Genomic DNA, 13,708 nt, shown 5'->3' on the forward strand with positions numbered 1-13,708 from the left:
TGCTCAGGTCCGTGACGGCCAGACGGCCTCAGTTCGAGTTGGGATAGAAGACGCCCTGCACGCGGCTTCCGGCGGCGCCGCGCGGCGCGCCGTCCATGCGGGCGGTCTCGGTGTTGATGTTGTAGACCAGGCGCGAGCCGGTCAGGACGTTCTTGCCCTGGGTCAGGATGACGTTGCCCGTCACCACGATCTCGCCGTTGCCCAGGTTGTAGACGGCGCGGTCGCCTCGCATCGATTGGTCGGGCGTCACGAAATAGACCGTACCGCTGGCCTCGGCGCGTTGCAGATCGCCGCCCTCGCCGCTGACAAGGGTCAGGGTGTCGGCGCGAAAGCGGTTGCCGCCCTGCGTCGCCTCGGCCCGGCCGCGCAGGATGATGCGGTTCGGCGCGTATTCGACCGAGTCCGCGCCATAGGCGACGGGCTGATTGGTCGCCTGAGCCTGCGCGTCCACCAGGGCCGGCATGCCCACGACGGCCGCCGCCGCGACGACAGCCAGCGCCTTCGAAATCTTCGTCACGATCATCCGCCTGACCCCTTGGGCGTCAGAACGCCCTTCACCTTGTTGTCGCCTGCGCCGTCGAACACGACGCGCTGTCCCTGATCGTAGATCGCATAGGACGATGCGTTGATGGTTCCAATAGGGCCGGAACCCTGAACGCCCTTTGAACCGGTGACGTTTCCGGTCGAGGTGTCGACCACCGCCTCGGGCGTGGTCAGGACGAAGCCCGTGCCGCCGTCCGAAATGCGCACGTTCGGGCCGATCGTCACCGTCTTGGCCTGCTCGTCATAGATGCCGCCGTCGGCGGTCAGTTCCGTGACCTTGCGCCCGCCCAGGTTCAGCTTCAGCGCCGGGCCGATCAGTTTGAACTTGCCGGTATTGGGGTCGCGCACGGCGCCTTGCGCGCCGACAGTGAAGGCGCGGCCTTGTGCATCCTGACCGTGGAACAGGGGGGCGTCCAGGCGGACCTCCTGGCTCTGGCTGGCCTTGCGCTCCACCCCCGACATGACGGTGCGGAACACGGTCCAGGTAAGGGCGCCGCCCGCCAGCACCAGAATGACGATCGGCAGGACGCGGCGATAAAGCTTCACCCGCCGCGAGCGCGCACGCCAGCGGGCGCCGGCCAGGGCGACCCTGGCCTCGTCGGCCTCGATGCGGGACTGTTCGCCGTGTTCGGTCAAGCGCGCCTCAGCTGTGGGCGAAGATGTCGGTCTCGTCCCAGCCGGCCAGGTCGAGCGCCGACCGCGTCGGCAGGAAGTCGAAACATTTGGCGGCCAAATCGGTTCGCCCTTCGCGCGCCAGCATCATATCCAGCTTGGCTTTCGCCGCGTGCAGATACAGGACATCCGACGCCGCATAGTCCAGCTGCGCCTGGCTCAGCGTCTCGGCGCCCCAGTCCGAGGACTGCTGCGCCTTGGACAGGTCCACGCCCACCGTCTCGCGCACCACGTCCTTCAGCCCGTGCCGGTCGGTATAGGTGCGCGCCAGCTTGGAGGCGATCTTGGTGCAATAGACCGGCCGCGTCTCGACGCCGAGGTGGAGCAGAAACATGCCGATGTCGAACCGGCCGAAGTGGAAGATCTTGATCACCGCCGGATCGGTCAGCACCCGCTTCAGGTTCGGACAGTCATAGGCGGGCCGGTTCAGCCGCACGACATGGGCGTTTCCGTCGCCCGACGACAGTTGCACCACGCACAGCGGATCGCGGCGGAAACGCAGGCCCATCGTCTCGGAATCGATGGCGACCTCGGACCCCAGGTCCAGATCGTCGGGCAGGTCGCCCTCATGCAGGTAAACGGTCATGCTCAGGCTCTTACACGGCGAACGCGGCGCGCGAAACGGGCAAGCTCAACCACGAACGGGCCTCAAGCAGCGGAGCGCCGCGCGCATTTCGATAGGCCAAAACAAAGAAAGCGCCGCACCGTTCGGTGCGACGCTTTCTGAAAGATGGTGCCCAGAAGAGGACTCGAACCTCCACGGCCGTTAAGCCACTGGCACCTGAAGCCAGCGCGTCTACCAATTCCGCCATCTGGGCCCCGTCGGCAGCGCCTTGCGGCGTTTCCATCGGGAAGGCGCGGACCTCTAAGGGAGGCTCCGGGCGGGGTCAACAAGGATTTTTCGCCTTTGCGAGATTTCTTGCGCGCGCGGCGCGGCAAGCCTGGCCGCACATCATTTTCGATCCGCGTTCGGCGGCGACTTAATGCGCGCTAAGCCTGTTTTCTAACCTCGTCTTGAGGCCAGGACGCCTAGAAGCGCCTCATGGCGGACCCGTCTCTCAACCCCTCTGCGCCGGAGCGCTTCGTCTCGGAGCGCCGCGCCCGGCCGCGCGCGCCGTTCCGCCAGAACCGCCGCGCCCGCGAGCGGGTCACGATCCTGGGTCAACCGATGGATCTGGTGAAGCCTGAAGAGGTGCTGCACCACATTCAGCAGGCCGTGCGCCAGGGCGCAAAGACGCTAATCGCCAATCACAACCTGCACAGTCTGTATCTGATGCAGAAGCGGCCCGAACTCGGCGCCTTCTACGACAAGGCCGATCTGGTCGAGGTCGATTCGACGCCGCTTCTGGCCTTTTCGCGCGCCCTGGGCCTGCACAGCCGGGGCTTTCACCGCTGCACCTATCTGGACTGGCGCGACCATTTCTGGAGCGTGGCGAACCGTCAGGGCTGGCGCGTCCTGTCCGTCGGCGGCGCGCCCGGCGTCGGCGACGAGGCGGCCCGCCGGCTGAAGGCCCGCTATCCCGACGCCGACATCGCCATTCACCACGGCTTTTTCGACGCCCGGCCCGGTTCGTCCGAGAACGCCGCCGTCCTGGATCGGATCACGGCTTTCCAGCCCCATATCCTGTTCGTCGGCATGGGGATGCCGCGCCAGGAGCTCTGGATCGCTGAAAACTTCGAGCGCCTGCCCGATTGCGTCATCCTGTCGGTCGGCGCCGCCTTCGACTATGAGGCGGGGGTTCAAAGCGCGGCCCCGCGCTGGATGGGTCGGGCCGGCATCGAATGGGCTTATCGCCTGCTGCACGACCCGAAACGGCTGTTCGTCCGCTACTGCGTCGAGCCCTGGACGCTCCTCCCGCTAGCCCTGCGCGACATCCGCCAGACCGGGCGTCGCAACCGCTGATCACGTTATTCCTACTGGTCAGATAGATATTTATCGCCATGATCCCTCTGGACCGCCGCGTGTTATCGACAGCGACAGAAACGGGAAACGGGGGTGCGCGTGCCGCAGCAGAATGGACCGCATGTCGCCATCGTCGGCGCGGGTTTCAGCGGCCTGCTGACCGCGGTCAATCTGCTGAAGGCCTCGCGCGATGTGCGCGTCACCCTGATCGAACGGCGCGGCGTTTTCGGTCCCGGCACCGCCTATGACACCGGCAATCCCGGCCATCTGCTGAACGTCCGCCTGGACAATATGAGCGCCTTTCCCGACCAGCCCAGCCACCTCGCCGATTGGCTGGCCGAACAGCCGTCGTGGCGCGCCCAGGACGGGTTCATCACCCGCGGCGTCTATGGCGACTATCTTCAGGCCTTGCTGGACGAGGCGCTGGACGACGCCCCCGACCGCTGAACCTGATCGGCGCCGAGGCGCAGTCCATCGATCGCCGGGACGACGGCTGGCGCATCCTGACCAGCGACGGAGAGGTCGCGGCCGATCAGGTCGTGCTGGCGCTGGGCAATCTGGAGCCCGCCTCGCCCCCCGGCGTCGAGGACGCGGTGCGCGCCTCCCCCGCCTATGTCGAAAACCCCTGGCGGTTCGATCCTCAGACGGCGCGCGACGCCCGCAATGTCCTGCTGATCGGTTCTGGCCTGACGATGGTGGATGCGGCCATCACCCTGCGCCAGCCCGGACGCCGCCTGACCGCCCTGTCGCGTCACGGCCTTTTGCCCCGCGCCCACGCGACCGTTCCGCCCACGCCCTATGCCGGCGCGTTTTCGGGCAGCCCGGCCGAAATCCTGCGTCAGATCCGCGCCGCGACGTCCGAGGCCGACTGGCGCGCCGTGTTCGACCGCCTGCGCCGTTCCGCGCGCGACATCTGGCGCGGTTGGTCGCGTGCCGAGCGCAGCCGCTTCCTGCGCCATCTGCGCCCCCTGTGGGACGTGCATCGTCACCGCCTGTCGCCCGGCCCGGCGCGCGACATCCATTCCATGCTGGCCGGCGGCGAACTGACGATCCTGGCCGGCAAGCTGACCGACCTGAAGGCGACCGACGTCATCGAGGTCTCGTGGCGTCCGCGCGGAAAGAAGCGCGCCATCAAGGAGCGGTTCGATCTGGTCGTGAACTGCACCGGGCCGCTGGGCGTGATCTCTAAAAGCACCGAACCAATGATCCGCGATATCCTGGACAAGGGTTACGGTCGCCCCGACCCCTTGGGCCTGGGCCTGCAGGTCGACGACGAGGGCGGTTTGCTGGACGGGGCGGGCGCACCCGCGCGTGGCCTTCACGCCATCGGACCCCTGACGCGCGGCGCCTTTTGGGAGATGACGGCCGTGCCCGACCTGCGCGGCCAGGCCCGCGACCTCGCCGCCCGTATCCTTTCGGACCACCCCTAGGTCCAATCAGAATTCAGTATGGGGACGTCTTTCCGGGGCGTCCGAAGGACGAACCCGGAACCCATGAGAGGCGCATCAGGCATTGGACGCGTTGAGCGGCGCGACTGCTGCCCTGGGTTCCGGGTTCTTCGCCCCGCTCAGCCCCGGAATGACGAGCAGAGAGACGATTATTTTGACGGTCGGACCGCCCCTAGACCGGAACAACCGACGCGTTTAGCCTTCGCACCTGAAACGATCGGGGGCGACGACATGAGGGCAAGAAGAGGCATCGGCCTGCTGGTCGCGATCCTGTCGCTGGGCCTCGCGGCCTTCACGCCCCAGACCGTATCGGACTATCGCCTCGCCTCCGCAGACAAGGTGCGCATCGACGTCTTCGGCGAGGCGGCGCTGAGCGGCGAGTTCGTGATCGACGCCAACGGCCGGATCGCCCTGCCCCTGATCGGCGAGGTCCAGGCTGCCGGCCTGACGGGCGCCCAGCTTCAGGACGCCGTCGCTCAAGCCTTGAGCCAGGGCTATCTGAACCAGCCGCGCGTCACCGCCCAGGTCCTGACCTATCGGCCGATCTACATCCTGGGCGAGGTCAATCGGCCGGGAGAATACCCCTATCTGCCGGACCTGACGGTGCTGAACGCCGTGGCGACGGCCCAAGGCTTCACCTATCGCGCCAACACGCGCCGCGTCTTCGTGCGTCGCGCCGGATCACCGGTCGAAGAGGCCCAGCCGCTGACCGCCGATGCGCGTGTTTCGCCCGGCGACACCCTGCGGATCGGCGAACGCTACTTCTGACCCGCTGTCAGATCGGCATCGCCATGATTTCCTTATAGGCGGAAATCACCTGATCGCGGACCGAGATCACCGTTTCCAGGGACGCCTCGGCCGAGCTCAGCGCCGTGACCACATCGATCAGATTGCCCTGACCCTGGACTGAGCGGGTCATCTGGGTTTCGGCCGCGCGCGACTGCTGGGTCATGTCGGTCATGGCGTTCTTGACCAGGTCGGCGAAGCCGCCGTCCCCGACGCCGGGCGCCTGGGCTGCGGTCGGCATGGCGCCGCCCTGAACGGCGGCATAGGCCTTGGCGGCCATCATCGGGTTCATGGCCTAGCCCTCAGCGTTTGATGATGTCGAGGGTGCGGCTGTCCATCGACCGCGCCGTCTCGATGACGTTCAGATTGGCCTCATAGGCGCGCTGCGCCTCGCGCATGTCCATCGCCTCGACCAGGGTGTCGACATTGGGCCGCATCACATAGCCTTGCGCGTTCGCGGCCGGGTGCGACGGGTCATAGTCCATCTTGAAGTCGCCCTGGTCGGGCCGGACCTCGGCCAGGGTAACGCCGGTCGCCCCATCGACCTCGCGCGCCTGGAAGACCGGGATCTGGCGGCGATAGGGCTCGCCGCCCGGCGTGCGCGCCGTCGACTGGGCGTTGGCGATGTTCTCGGCGATCACGCGCATGCGCGACTGCTGCGCCTTCAGGGCCGAGGCCGCCACCGCCATGGCGCTGTTCGAAGGGGGGATGGGATCAGGCATGGGTCAGTCCTTCTCGGCCATCGGCCTCAGGCGCCCGGCCGCTTGGCGGCCATGCGGATCATGGACATGGATTTCTGGTAGAAGCCGATGGCGGCGTCATAGGCCATGCGGCTCTCGGCCATCTTCAGCATCTGCTCTTCGACGACGACCGAGTTGCCGTCCAGCGTGGTCTCCGAATCGGGCGCCTTGGTCGGAGCGAACCGGACCGGCGAACCGGCCGGCGCGATATGGGCTGCATTGGTGCGCACCATCTGCAGCCCGCCGCCCGAGCGCATGGCGGCGGCGAAGTCGGTCGGCTGTTTCAGGTCGCGCCCGACGAAGCCCGGCGTATCGGCGTTGGCGACGTTCTCGGCGATGACCCGCTGGCGGGCGTCCAGCCAGCCCAGTCGGCCCTTGATCTGCCCCAGCAGCGGTATGTCGGCGACGCCCATGGCGGTCTCCCGTGCGACGCGAATGCGCGCGATGGGCAGAAAATGCCGCCTGGATGGTTAATAGGGGGTTATCTCAACGGGTCGTTAACCGTGGTGGTTAACATTCAGGGTCTAAGCGCGGACTGCGCGGGGCCTTTGCAGCGTCATGAATTTCCTCGATCTCGCCCGGGCGGTCTTCGGCCTGGCCTTCACCCTCGGCCTGATCGGGATCGCGGCCTGGGCTGCGCGCCGCTATGCGCCGCAAATCCTGGCCCGGCTGAATGCGGAGCGGGGCGAGCGCCGGCTTCAGGTCGTCGAGACCCTGGTGCTGGACCCCGCCCGTCGCCTCGTTCTGGTGCGCGTCGATGACGAGGAGCGGCTGATCCTGCTGGGCGAAGGCCGTGAACTGATCGAACCGCGTCAGCCCACTATCGGCAAAATGGGAGGCGGCCAGTGAAGCCCGCCGTCTTCGTCAAGCCGACCGGCGCCGAGCTGAAACGCGCGGCCCTGCTGTCGCTGTTCACCACTCTTGTCTGCCTGGCCTGGCCTGTCGCGGCCCTGGCTCAGCAGGCGGCGCAAAGCGGCTCGGCCCTGAACATCGATCTGGGCACTGGGGCCGGTCTGACCCAGCGCGTGGTCCAGCTTGTCGGTCTGATGACCGTCCTGTCCTTGGCGCCGTCGATCGTCATCATGACCACCAGCTTCGTGCGGATCATCGTGGTCCTGTCGCTGCTGCGCACGGCGCTGGGCCTGCAACAGTCGCCGCCGAACGCCGTCCTAGTGTCTCTGTCGCTGTTCCTGAGCGCCATCGTCATGGCCCCGACCTGGCAGGACGCCTATGATTCGGGCATCCGTCCGCTGATGGATCAGCAGATCGAACTGCCCCAGGCCTTCGATCAGGCGTCCGAACCCGTAAAAACCTTCATGCTGGCCCAGGTGGACCGCGGGGACCTCGCTCTGTTCACCCGGCTGTCGAAGATCGACCCGCCCCAGAACGTTCAGGACCTGCCCCTGCGCGTGGTCACCCCGGCCTTTATGATCAGCGAGCTGAAGAAGGCCTTCGAAATCGGATTTCTCCTTTTCGTTCCGTTCCTTGTGATCGATCTGGTGGTGGCCAGCGTGCTGATGTCGATGGGCATGATGATGCTCCCTCCGGTGGTGGTCTCCCTCCCCTTCAAGTTGATCTTTTTCGTGCTGGTGGACGGCTGGCGATTGGTCGCTGGAAGCTTGGTCGAGAGCTTCCAGCGGGCGTCCGGTACCGGATAATCCCCCGCCCCATATGGCTTTAAGCGTCATCGGCGCTTGCAAAGCGTATGGAAATCCGTGTTGATCCCCCGGTCCTCGCTCGGAATCGGGCGACTAACACTGGAAACGCTTCTTATGACCACTCAAGCCGAACTGATCGCCGCCGTCGCCAAGGACGCTGGTGTTTCGCAGGCCGACGCCGGCAAGGTGCTGACCGCGATCGTCGAAAACATCCACTCGACCCTGAAGTCGGGCGGCGACATCCGCATCTCGAACCTGGGCGTCTTCGACACCGCCGACCGCGCTGAGCGCGAAGGCCGCAACCCGGCTACCGGCGCGACCATCAAGATCGCCGCCTCCAAGGCCGTGCGCTTCCGCGTCTCCAAGCCGCTGAAGGACGCCGTCAACGGCTAAGCCTTTTCGGTCCTGCGATGCAGGACCGGCAATGCTCGACGGGCGGGGGGCGCGATGCGATCTCCGCCCGCTTCAATTTCAGGCGGCGCTCTTGGCGTCAGCTTCTTTTCTGAACGCCTGTTTGGCGCTGTTGACCCAGCCGACGAAGGTGTCGGCCTGGCTGGACAGATTGGCGAAGTCGCCCGTCCCCGCCACGCCCGACAGATTGTCGTCCAGCGCGACCCGCAGCGCCGCCGCCGACCGCGCGCCGGGAACCATCGGCCCAAAGCGCCCGCTCAGCCGCTGCAACGCGGCCCGATCGCCGGCCAGCGAATAGCCGACGCCCGCCCGGATCAGCCAGCTTTCCTCGGCCGGCGTCAGCGGCGTGGTCGCGGTCTTGTAACGATCGCCCAGCCGCGCCTCATAGATCGGCGCCGCCTCGCCCCACTTCTGCTGCTTCCAGAAGATGTCGGCCCGCACCTCGCGCGCCGGGTTCGACTGATCCCGGTCCAGCACCTCCAGCGCATGGTCGAACCGGCCCAGATCCATCAGGGCGCGCGCCTCCAGCGCCCGGCGCTCGCTGTTCATCGCATTGGGCAGCAGTGTGGTGCGCGAGCCCCAGATGGCCTGCAACGCCTTCTCCGGCTGGCGGTCCATCAGATAGACGGTGGCTAGATTGGTCGCGACCTGGGCCTTGGCCACCCCGTCCAGGCGCTCGTCCACCTGGTGCTTCAGCAGTTCGGCGGCCTGATCCAGCAGGTCCACGTCGATCAGCCGGCGCGACAGACGCCGCACCATCTCGTCGCCGTCCGCCCCGATCGGGGTCAGTTCGCGGAAGTCATAGAACAGCGCCAGCGCCTGCACCGGCTGCAAACCGTCCGCCGCCCCGTCCAGGAACAGGGCGCGGAAGGCGTTCGCCTGATCCGCCTGCACCTCGGCTGCGCCCGGCACGCCCGCCATCCGCTTGCCCGCGCCGCGCAGGGCGTCCAGCGCCTCGCGGTATCGCCCCTGCTGCAGATAGATGCCTGACAGTTTGCGCACGACCGCCATCTCGGTCGCATCCCCGCGCCAGCGCCATTTCAGCTGTTCCAGCTGGGCCGTCGCCTGATCCGGCGTGATCGCGCCCTTGTCCAGCTCCAGGCTGATGGCGCCCAGTTTCGCCGGCGTCGCGATTCCGTCCAGCGGCGCGCGCGCCACGGCCTTGTAGACCGCCAGCGCCCGGCTCTTGTCGCCGTTCAGCTCGAACATCCGGGCCTGCACCAGACGCGCGGTCAGTTGATCGACCGCCGGCGCATCCTGGCTGAACACATAGGTCAACAGCTGCTGGGCGGCGGCGAGATCATTCAACTGAATCGCGGCCATGGCGTGGGCCGCGCCGAACCGCGCGCGCCATTCCTTGGGGAAGCTGTCGATGGCCGGGGCGCCGGCGGCGAAGTTGCGACGTGCCCCCTCCCAGTCGCCCATCTCCGAGGCGATATAGCCCAGCCAGACCTTGGTCGCCGGATCGTTGGCCAGGGCCGCGCCCGCGAAATCGACCTGTGCCTCTTCCAACCGCCCGACTCCGACACGCGCCACGCCGCGCAGCCCCCGCACCTCAGGCTCGCCTTGCAGATTGGGCGCCTTGGCGATCAGGGCGTTCAGCACCCCGATGGCCTCATAGTTCAGGCCCGACCCGACCAGGAACCGCGCCAGCGCCATCCGCGCCTCGATCGGCGCGCGCGGATTGTCCGCCGCCGCGATCGTCTCCAGCCCCGCTGCGTCTTGCAGCCGGCGATAGCGGTCCGAGAATCCCGCCTCGCCCGTCGCGGCCCAGGCCTCGTCGATCAGCGCCGGATAGGCCGCCCGCTTGGGCGCATCCGCATTGTGGTCGCCCGTCTCCAGCCCGGCCGTCGGCGACGACAAGGCCAGCCCCTTGGGCCGGCTCAGGGTCACCAGGTCGCCCGCCGCCTCGATCTTCAGGTCGTCGGCCGACGTTTCGACCGCCAGGCCCTGCGCGGTCGGGATCAGGCTCAGATCGACCGTGCGCCGTCCGCCGGCGTAACCCTTGCCGGGCGCCAGTGCCGTCACCGCCGCGAACCGGTCCCCGACCAGCGGATCGGTCAGCCAGACCGCCTTGGTCGCCCCGGCCATCTGCGCCACCAGCACCGGCGCGCCGTCGTCGGACCGGCCAACCTCGACCCCGCCCGCCGCACCGTCTGAGCCGCCCAGGGTCACGGTCCAGGTCCCGCCCTGCCCCTGCGCCGAGACGCCCAGCCCTTCGGGTTCGGCGATCCTCAGGGCCGTATAGCCCGGCCCCGCCGCCCACTGGGCGTTCTTGGCCGACCCCAGCGCCTTGGCGCCGCTCATGTCCATGCGCGCGGCCGTGTCGAACACGACCCACACGGCAGCGCCCCGGCGGAAGACGGCCGCCCCCACCGGCGCGCCCCAGTCGAAGGTCAGGACGGTCTTGCCGCCGGCCGTCTCGGCCCGCACCGGCACCACGGCCTTGGTCGTCTGCGGCTTCGCCGCGTCCCCGCCCTCCGGCGCCTTGCCGGGCGCATAGAGGTTCAGCCACACCGCCCCGTCCGCCACGCCCGAGCGCGCATCCGCGCCCTCTTCCAGCGTCAGGATCAGGTCCGTGCCGCCCGCGCCCCGGCTCGGCCGCGTCTCGACCGACTTCACCCCGGCCGGCGGATCGACCTTCAGTCGCGAGACGTCGGGCGCAGCGGTGGTCCCCAGCCGAACGACGACCTTGTCGCCCTCGCGGCTGACGCGCGAGCGCACCCCGATCACGCCGCCGAACTCGACCCGCGTGAACTCGGCGTTTGCGCCGATATTGATGGACAGCGGATCTCGCGAGCGCCCGACTTCCTGGGCCAGCGGCGCCATCGGCGCGAACACGACGGCGCCGGCCGTGGCGGCGGCCACGGTCGTCTTCAGGATGCGCTTTGTCGGCGAGGCCCCGGACATATCTCCCGACCCATGCCGCACAAGGCCTTTAATCGCGGTTAACCGCCGTTCACCGTGATGAGGGATGGCGTTAGGACAACCGGTCCACGCGACAGCGCCGATTTAAGCGCCCATAGTCGTTCCATGACCGATTATCCGCGCCTCAGCACCCTGAAGACCGGCCTGGCCTGTCGCTGCCCCCGCTGCGGCAAGGGACCGCTGTTCAAGGGCTATCTGACGCTTCAGGCCGACTGTCCCGAGTGCGGGCTCAGCTACGCCTTCGCCGATCCGGCGGACGGCCCGGCCTTCTTCGTCATGACGGCCGTCGGGGTGGTGGGGATGATCCTGCTGATGGTGTTTGACTTCACCGTCCACCCGCCGATCTGGGTGCATCTGGTCGTGACCCTGCCGATCCTGGTCGCCCTGTGCCTGGGCTGCCTGCGCCCCTTCAAGGCCTGGCTGGTCGCCGAACAATATGTCCACAAGGCCGCCCCGCCCGAGTTCTCCTCGAACGGCAAGCACGGGCCCTTCTAGGGTTCGATCACCGTCAGCTCGGGCCAGCGCGCCCGCGCGCTGTCGACGGCCTTGGTCCAGCCCCTGGCCACCGGCCGGTTCGGGTTGGGCCGGATCGTCATCGCGAACACGTCGTCCAGCCCGAAAGGTGCGGCGATGCTGAGGCTGTCGTCCGCCTCCAGCCGCACCCCGACCGCAAAGGTCGGCGCCACGAACCGCCCCAGCGCCTCATCCGTCGAATGCAACGGCGCATAGGGTTCGCCGAACCGGTTCTGGAACCACAGGTGCACCCGCGCCTGGTTGCGGACCTCGACCTGGCTGCGGACCGGTTCGTCGAAGGCGGCGGCGACGCGTTTGATGACGACGTCCTCGGCCTCGTAGGACAGGTCCGAACCGTCGAAATAGGCCAGGTCGTAGTCCTTGACCCCATAGGCCGCCGGCCGCCCGGTCCTGGCGTTCCACACGGCCTGATAGACCGCCCCTGACACCAGCCGCCAGTCGGGCAGGTCCAGCGCCCTCACGGTCGTTAGGACGTGCATCAGGCCAGCGTCGGCGCGCACGGTGGCGGCCAGTTCCGCCTCCAGGTCGCTCATCCCCGCACCGGCCAGCCGTGGTCCAGCGGCCCGTGTCCGCCGCCCAGGCCGGGCGCGCGGCGGATCGCCTCGCCGACATAGGCCCAGGCTTCGGCCACAGCGACCTCCAGCGGCCGCCCCAGCGCCAGCCCCGCCGCACAGGCGCTGGCCAGGGTGCAGCCGGTGCCGTGGGTGTGGCGGGTGTCGACGCGCTCGGCCTCCAGCACCGTCTCGCCGTCTGCGGTCATCAGCAGGTCGATCACCGTCGGCCCCGACACATGCCCGCCCTTCATCAGCACCGCCCGCGCGCCCATGCCCAGCAGGGCTTCGCCCGCGCGCCTCTGGCCGTCCAGATCGTGCACGGCGAACCCGGTCAGGGCCTCGGCCTCGGGCGCATTGGGCGTCAGCAGGGCCGCGCGCGGGATCATCAGGGTCCGAACCGCCTCCACCGCCGCATCGGGCAACAGCGGATGGCCGCCCTTGGCCACCATGACCGGATCGACCACGGCCGGCGAATCGGCTTCGTCCAGCAGGGCCGCGACCGTCTCGACCACCTCGACCGAGCCCAGCATGCCGGTCTTGACCGCATCGGTCCCGATGTCCTCCAGCACCGCCCGCGCCTGTGCTGCGATCAGATCCAGTGGCAGCGGATGGACGCCGTGGACCCCCAGGGTGTTCTGCACCGTGATGGCCGTGATGGCGGTGGCGGCGAACCCGCCCATCATCGTCACGGCCTTGATGTCGGCCTGGATGCCCGCGCCGCCGCCGCTGTCGGACCCCGCCAGGATCAAGACGCGACCTTGATGAAGCGCGCTCATGCCGCCGCTCCCGAAAACAGTTTCAGCCCGACTATGCCCGCCACGATCAGCAGGATGCAAACGGCCCTGACCGCCGTCGCTGGCTCGCCGTAGATCAGTATGCCGACCACCGCCGCGCCCACCGCCCCGATGCCGGTCCAGACCGCATAGGCCGTGCCGATCGGCAGCTTTTGCGTGGCGACCCACAACAGGATCATGCTGCCCGCCAGCGCGACCAGCACCCCCAGCGACGTCCACGGCCGGCTGACGCCCACGTTCTTGAGGCCCGAGGCCCAAAGAACCTCCAGCAGACCGGCGACGACCAGCGTCGCCCACGGATTGATCGACATCACCCAGGACATGGCGACCAGATGGAACAGGCCGCGGTCCGGAGCAAGCCGCGATCAGCCGCCCAGCGGCCCCTTGAAGATGAAGAAGGCCCCAACCGCGATGAAGGCGAAGCCGACCAGATGGTTCACCGTCAGCTTCTCGCCCAGATGCAGGACCGAAAACCCGGCGAAGACCAACAGGGTGATCACCTCCTGCATCGTCTTCAGCTCGGCCGGCGAATAGACCTGGATGCCGATCCGGTTGGCCGGCACCGCCAGCCAGTATTCGAAGAAGGCGATGCCCCAGCTGGCCATGACCAGCAGCCACAGCGGCTTGTGATCGAACTTCAGATGCCCGTACCAGGCGAAGGTCATGAAGACGTTCGACAGGCACAGCATGACAATGGGGGCGATATAGGCGGTCAGGGGCATGAGGCAGATCAGGGC

Annotated in this window: 19 protein-coding genes and 1 tRNA gene; 8 read left to right on the forward strand and 12 right to left on the reverse strand. The window is 68.0% G+C overall.

The genetic code is table 11. From position 1 onward, the window contains the following. Positions 1-28: 28 nt before the first annotated feature. From HNP47_RS09910 to HNP47_RS09925, 4 genes are all read right to left on the reverse strand, one after another. Positions 29-523, reverse strand: a complete 495-nt coding sequence (locus HNP47_RS09910; protein ID WP_055754030.1) for an LptA/OstA family protein — start codon at positions 521-523, stop codon at positions 29-31. Next, positions 520-1,179: an LPS export ABC transporter periplasmic protein LptC gene (gene lptC, locus HNP47_RS09915; protein WP_045809723.1), complete on the reverse strand. Its 660-nt coding sequence runs from the start codon at positions 1,177-1,179 to the stop codon at positions 520-522. The genes HNP47_RS09910 and lptC overlap by 4 nt, the downstream gene beginning before the upstream one ends. Before the next feature lie 7 nt (positions 1,180-1,186). Then, positions 1,187-1,801, reverse strand: coding sequence for a ribonuclease D (locus HNP47_RS09920; RefSeq protein ID WP_184279424.1), 615 nt, complete (start codon positions 1,799-1,801; stop codon positions 1,187-1,189). Between the two features lie 145 nt (positions 1,802-1,946). Further along, positions 1,947-2,033: transfer RNA gene (locus HNP47_RS09925), tRNA-Leu, on the reverse strand. 224 nt (positions 2,034-2,257) lie between these two features. On the opposite strand from HNP47_RS09925, the gene HNP47_RS09930 reads away from it, so the two are divergent. The 4 genes from HNP47_RS09930 to HNP47_RS09945 all read left to right on the forward strand — a co-directional run bounded on the left by HNP47_RS09930 (position 2,258) and on the right by HNP47_RS09945 (position 5,334). Next, positions 2,258-3,118 carry a WecB/TagA/CpsF family glycosyltransferase gene (locus HNP47_RS09930; protein WP_184279425.1) on the forward strand — a complete coding sequence of 287 codons (861 nt, stop codon included), beginning with the start codon at positions 2,258-2,260 and terminating at the stop codon, positions 3,116-3,118. Between the two features lie 99 nt (positions 3,119-3,217). Continuing rightward, positions 3,218-3,565, forward strand: coding sequence for an FAD-dependent oxidoreductase (locus tag HNP47_RS09935; RefSeq protein WP_184279426.1), 348 nt, complete (start codon positions 3,218-3,220; stop codon positions 3,563-3,565). Further along, positions 3,469-4,548 carry an FAD/NAD(P)-binding protein gene (locus tag HNP47_RS09940; protein ID WP_184279427.1) on the forward strand — a complete coding sequence of 360 codons (1,080 nt, stop codon included), beginning with the start codon at positions 3,469-3,471 and terminating at the stop codon, positions 4,546-4,548. The genes HNP47_RS09935 and HNP47_RS09940 overlap by 97 nt, the downstream gene beginning before the upstream one ends. 249 nt (positions 4,549-4,797) lie before the next feature. Next, positions 4,798-5,334, forward strand: a complete 537-nt coding sequence (locus tag HNP47_RS09945) for a polysaccharide biosynthesis/export family protein (protein WP_184279428.1) — start codon at positions 4,798-4,800, stop codon at positions 5,332-5,334. A gap of 7 nt (positions 5,335-5,341) precedes the next feature. On the opposite strand, the gene HNP47_RS09950 is transcribed toward HNP47_RS09945, so the two are convergent. The 3 genes from HNP47_RS09950 to flgB are packed head-to-tail and all read right to left on the reverse strand — an operon-like array spanning position 5,342 to position 6,505. After that, positions 5,342-5,644, reverse strand: a complete 303-nt coding sequence (locus HNP47_RS09950; protein WP_045809720.1) for a flagellar hook-basal body complex protein FliE — start codon at positions 5,642-5,644, stop codon at positions 5,342-5,344. Positions 5,645-5,654: 10 nt separating this feature from the next. Continuing rightward, positions 5,655-6,074, reverse strand: a complete 420-nt coding sequence (gene flgC / locus HNP47_RS09955; RefSeq protein ID WP_369796239.1) for a flagellar basal body rod protein FlgC — start codon at positions 6,072-6,074, stop codon at positions 5,655-5,657. Positions 6,075-6,100: 26 nt separating this feature from the next. After that, the gene (gene flgB / locus HNP47_RS09960) at positions 6,101-6,505 is read right to left on the reverse strand and encodes a flagellar basal body rod protein FlgB (protein ID WP_017506835.1); all 405 of its coding nucleotides are present in this window, start codon (positions 6,503-6,505) and stop codon (positions 6,101-6,103) included. A 145-nt stretch (positions 6,506-6,650) separates the two neighbouring features. On the opposite strand from flgB, the gene HNP47_RS09965 reads away from it, so the two are divergent. The 3 genes from HNP47_RS09965 (at position 6,651) to HNP47_RS09975 (ending at position 8,143) form a co-directional block, all read left to right on the forward strand. Next, positions 6,651-6,941, forward strand: a complete 291-nt coding sequence (locus tag HNP47_RS09965) for a flagellar biosynthetic protein FliO (protein WP_153923046.1) — start codon at positions 6,651-6,653, stop codon at positions 6,939-6,941. Then, positions 6,938-7,750, forward strand: a complete 813-nt coding sequence (gene fliP, locus HNP47_RS09970; RefSeq protein ID WP_039244769.1) for a flagellar type III secretion system pore protein FliP — start codon at positions 6,938-6,940, stop codon at positions 7,748-7,750. Before HNP47_RS09965 ends, fliP begins: the two co-directional genes overlap by 4 nt. Positions 7,751-7,864: 114 nt before the next feature. Further along, positions 7,865-8,143 carry an HU family DNA-binding protein gene (locus tag HNP47_RS09975; protein WP_017506838.1) on the forward strand — a complete coding sequence of 93 codons (279 nt, stop codon included), beginning with the start codon at positions 7,865-7,867 and terminating at the stop codon, positions 8,141-8,143. 78 nt (positions 8,144-8,221) lie between these two features. Here the strand turns inward: HNP47_RS09975 and HNP47_RS09980 are convergent, their stop codons facing one another. Continuing rightward, the gene (locus HNP47_RS09980; RefSeq protein ID WP_184279429.1) at positions 8,222-11,071 is read right to left on the reverse strand and encodes a lipopolysaccharide assembly protein LapB; all 2,850 of its coding nucleotides are present in this window, start codon (positions 11,069-11,071) and stop codon (positions 8,222-8,224) included. 123 nt (positions 11,072-11,194) lie between these two features. Here HNP47_RS09980 and HNP47_RS09985 point away from each other — a divergent pair, with 123 nt between their 5' ends. Next, positions 11,195-11,584 carry a DUF983 domain-containing protein gene (locus HNP47_RS09985; RefSeq protein ID WP_184279430.1) on the forward strand — a complete coding sequence of 130 codons (390 nt, stop codon included), beginning with the start codon at positions 11,195-11,197 and terminating at the stop codon, positions 11,582-11,584. Here the strand turns inward: HNP47_RS09985 and HNP47_RS09990 are convergent. The 4 genes from HNP47_RS09990 to HNP47_RS10005 are packed head-to-tail and all read right to left on the reverse strand — an operon-like array spanning position 11,581 to position 13,693. Continuing rightward, on the reverse strand, positions 11,581-12,156 hold the full coding sequence (locus tag HNP47_RS09990) for a nucleotidyltransferase family protein (protein WP_184279431.1): 576 nt from the start codon (positions 12,154-12,156) through the stop codon (positions 11,581-11,583). The two genes, HNP47_RS09985 and HNP47_RS09990, sit on opposite strands and share 4 nt — an antisense overlap. After that, a complete protein-coding gene (thiD, locus tag HNP47_RS09995) occupies positions 12,153-12,953 on the reverse strand; it encodes a bifunctional hydroxymethylpyrimidine kinase/phosphomethylpyrimidine kinase (protein ID WP_184279432.1) in 801 nt (266 codons plus the stop codon). The genes HNP47_RS09990 and thiD overlap by 4 nt, the downstream gene beginning before the upstream one ends. After that, positions 12,950-13,294 (reverse strand): multidrug efflux SMR transporter, encoded by a 345-nt coding sequence (locus tag HNP47_RS10000; RefSeq protein ID WP_184279433.1) that lies wholly within the window; start codon positions 13,292-13,294, stop codon positions 12,950-12,952. Before HNP47_RS10000 ends, thiD begins: the two co-directional genes overlap by 4 nt. Before the next feature lie 42 nt (positions 13,295-13,336). Then, positions 13,337-13,693 carry a DMT family protein gene (locus HNP47_RS10005; protein WP_184279434.1) on the reverse strand — a complete coding sequence of 119 codons (357 nt, stop codon included), beginning with the start codon at positions 13,691-13,693 and terminating at the stop codon, positions 13,337-13,339. Between the last annotated feature and the right edge of the window lie 15 nt (positions 13,694-13,708).

Source organism: Brevundimonas vesicularis (assembly GCF_014204545.1).
Taxonomy (GTDB): Bacteria; Pseudomonadota; Alphaproteobacteria; order Caulobacterales; family Caulobacteraceae; genus Brevundimonas; species Brevundimonas vesicularis_B.

Bases quoted from the DNA above. Each gene is read 5' to 3' on its own strand.
- HNP47_RS09950 (WP_045809720.1), bottom strand. From the start codon at position 5,644: ATGAACCCGATGATGGCCGCCAAGGCCTATGCCGCCGTTCAGGGCGGC.
- HNP47_RS09980 (WP_184279429.1), bottom strand. From the start codon at position 11,071: ATGTCCGGGGCCTCGCCGACAAAGCGCATCCTGAAGACGACCGTGGCC.
- HNP47_RS09945 (WP_184279428.1), top strand. From the start codon at position 4,798: ATGAGGGCAAGAAGAGGCATCGGCCTGCTGGTCGCGATCCTGTCGCTG.
- HNP47_RS09965 (WP_153923046.1), top strand. From the start codon at position 6,651: ATGAATTTCCTCGATCTCGCCCGGGCGGTCTTCGGCCTGGCCTTCACC.
- flgB (WP_017506835.1), bottom strand. From the start codon at position 6,505: ATGGGCGTCGCCGACATACCGCTGCTGGGGCAGATCAAGGGCCGACTG.
- HNP47_RS09975 (WP_017506838.1), top strand. From the start codon at position 7,865: ATGACCACTCAAGCCGAACTGATCGCCGCCGTCGCCAAGGACGCTGGT.
- HNP47_RS09990 (WP_184279431.1), bottom strand. From the start codon at position 12,156: ATGAGCGACCTGGAGGCGGAACTGGCCGCCACCGTGCGCGCCGACGCT.
- thiD (WP_184279432.1), bottom strand. From the start codon at position 12,953: ATGAGCGCGCTTCATCAAGGTCGCGTCTTGATCCTGGCGGGGTCCGAC.
- HNP47_RS09910 (WP_055754030.1), bottom strand. From the start codon at position 523: ATGATCGTGACGAAGATTTCGAAGGCGCTGGCTGTCGTCGCGGCGGCG.
- HNP47_RS09930 (WP_184279425.1), top strand. From the start codon at position 2,258: ATGGCGGACCCGTCTCTCAACCCCTCTGCGCCGGAGCGCTTCGTCTCG.
- flgC (WP_369796239.1), bottom strand. From the start codon at position 6,074: ATGCCTGATCCCATCCCCCCTTCGAACAGCGCCATGGCGGTGGCGGCC.
- HNP47_RS09920 (WP_184279424.1), bottom strand. From the start codon at position 1,801: ATGACCGTTTACCTGCATGAGGGCGACCTGCCCGACGATCTGGACCTG.
- HNP47_RS10005 (WP_184279434.1), bottom strand. From the start codon at position 13,693: ATGCCCCTGACCGCCTATATCGCCCCCATTGTCATGCTGTGCCTGTCG.
- HNP47_RS10000 (WP_184279433.1), bottom strand. From the start codon at position 13,294: ATGTCCTGGGTGATGTCGATCAATCCGTGGGCGACGCTGGTCGTCGCC.
- HNP47_RS09985 (WP_184279430.1), top strand. From the start codon at position 11,195: ATGACCGATTATCCGCGCCTCAGCACCCTGAAGACCGGCCTGGCCTGT.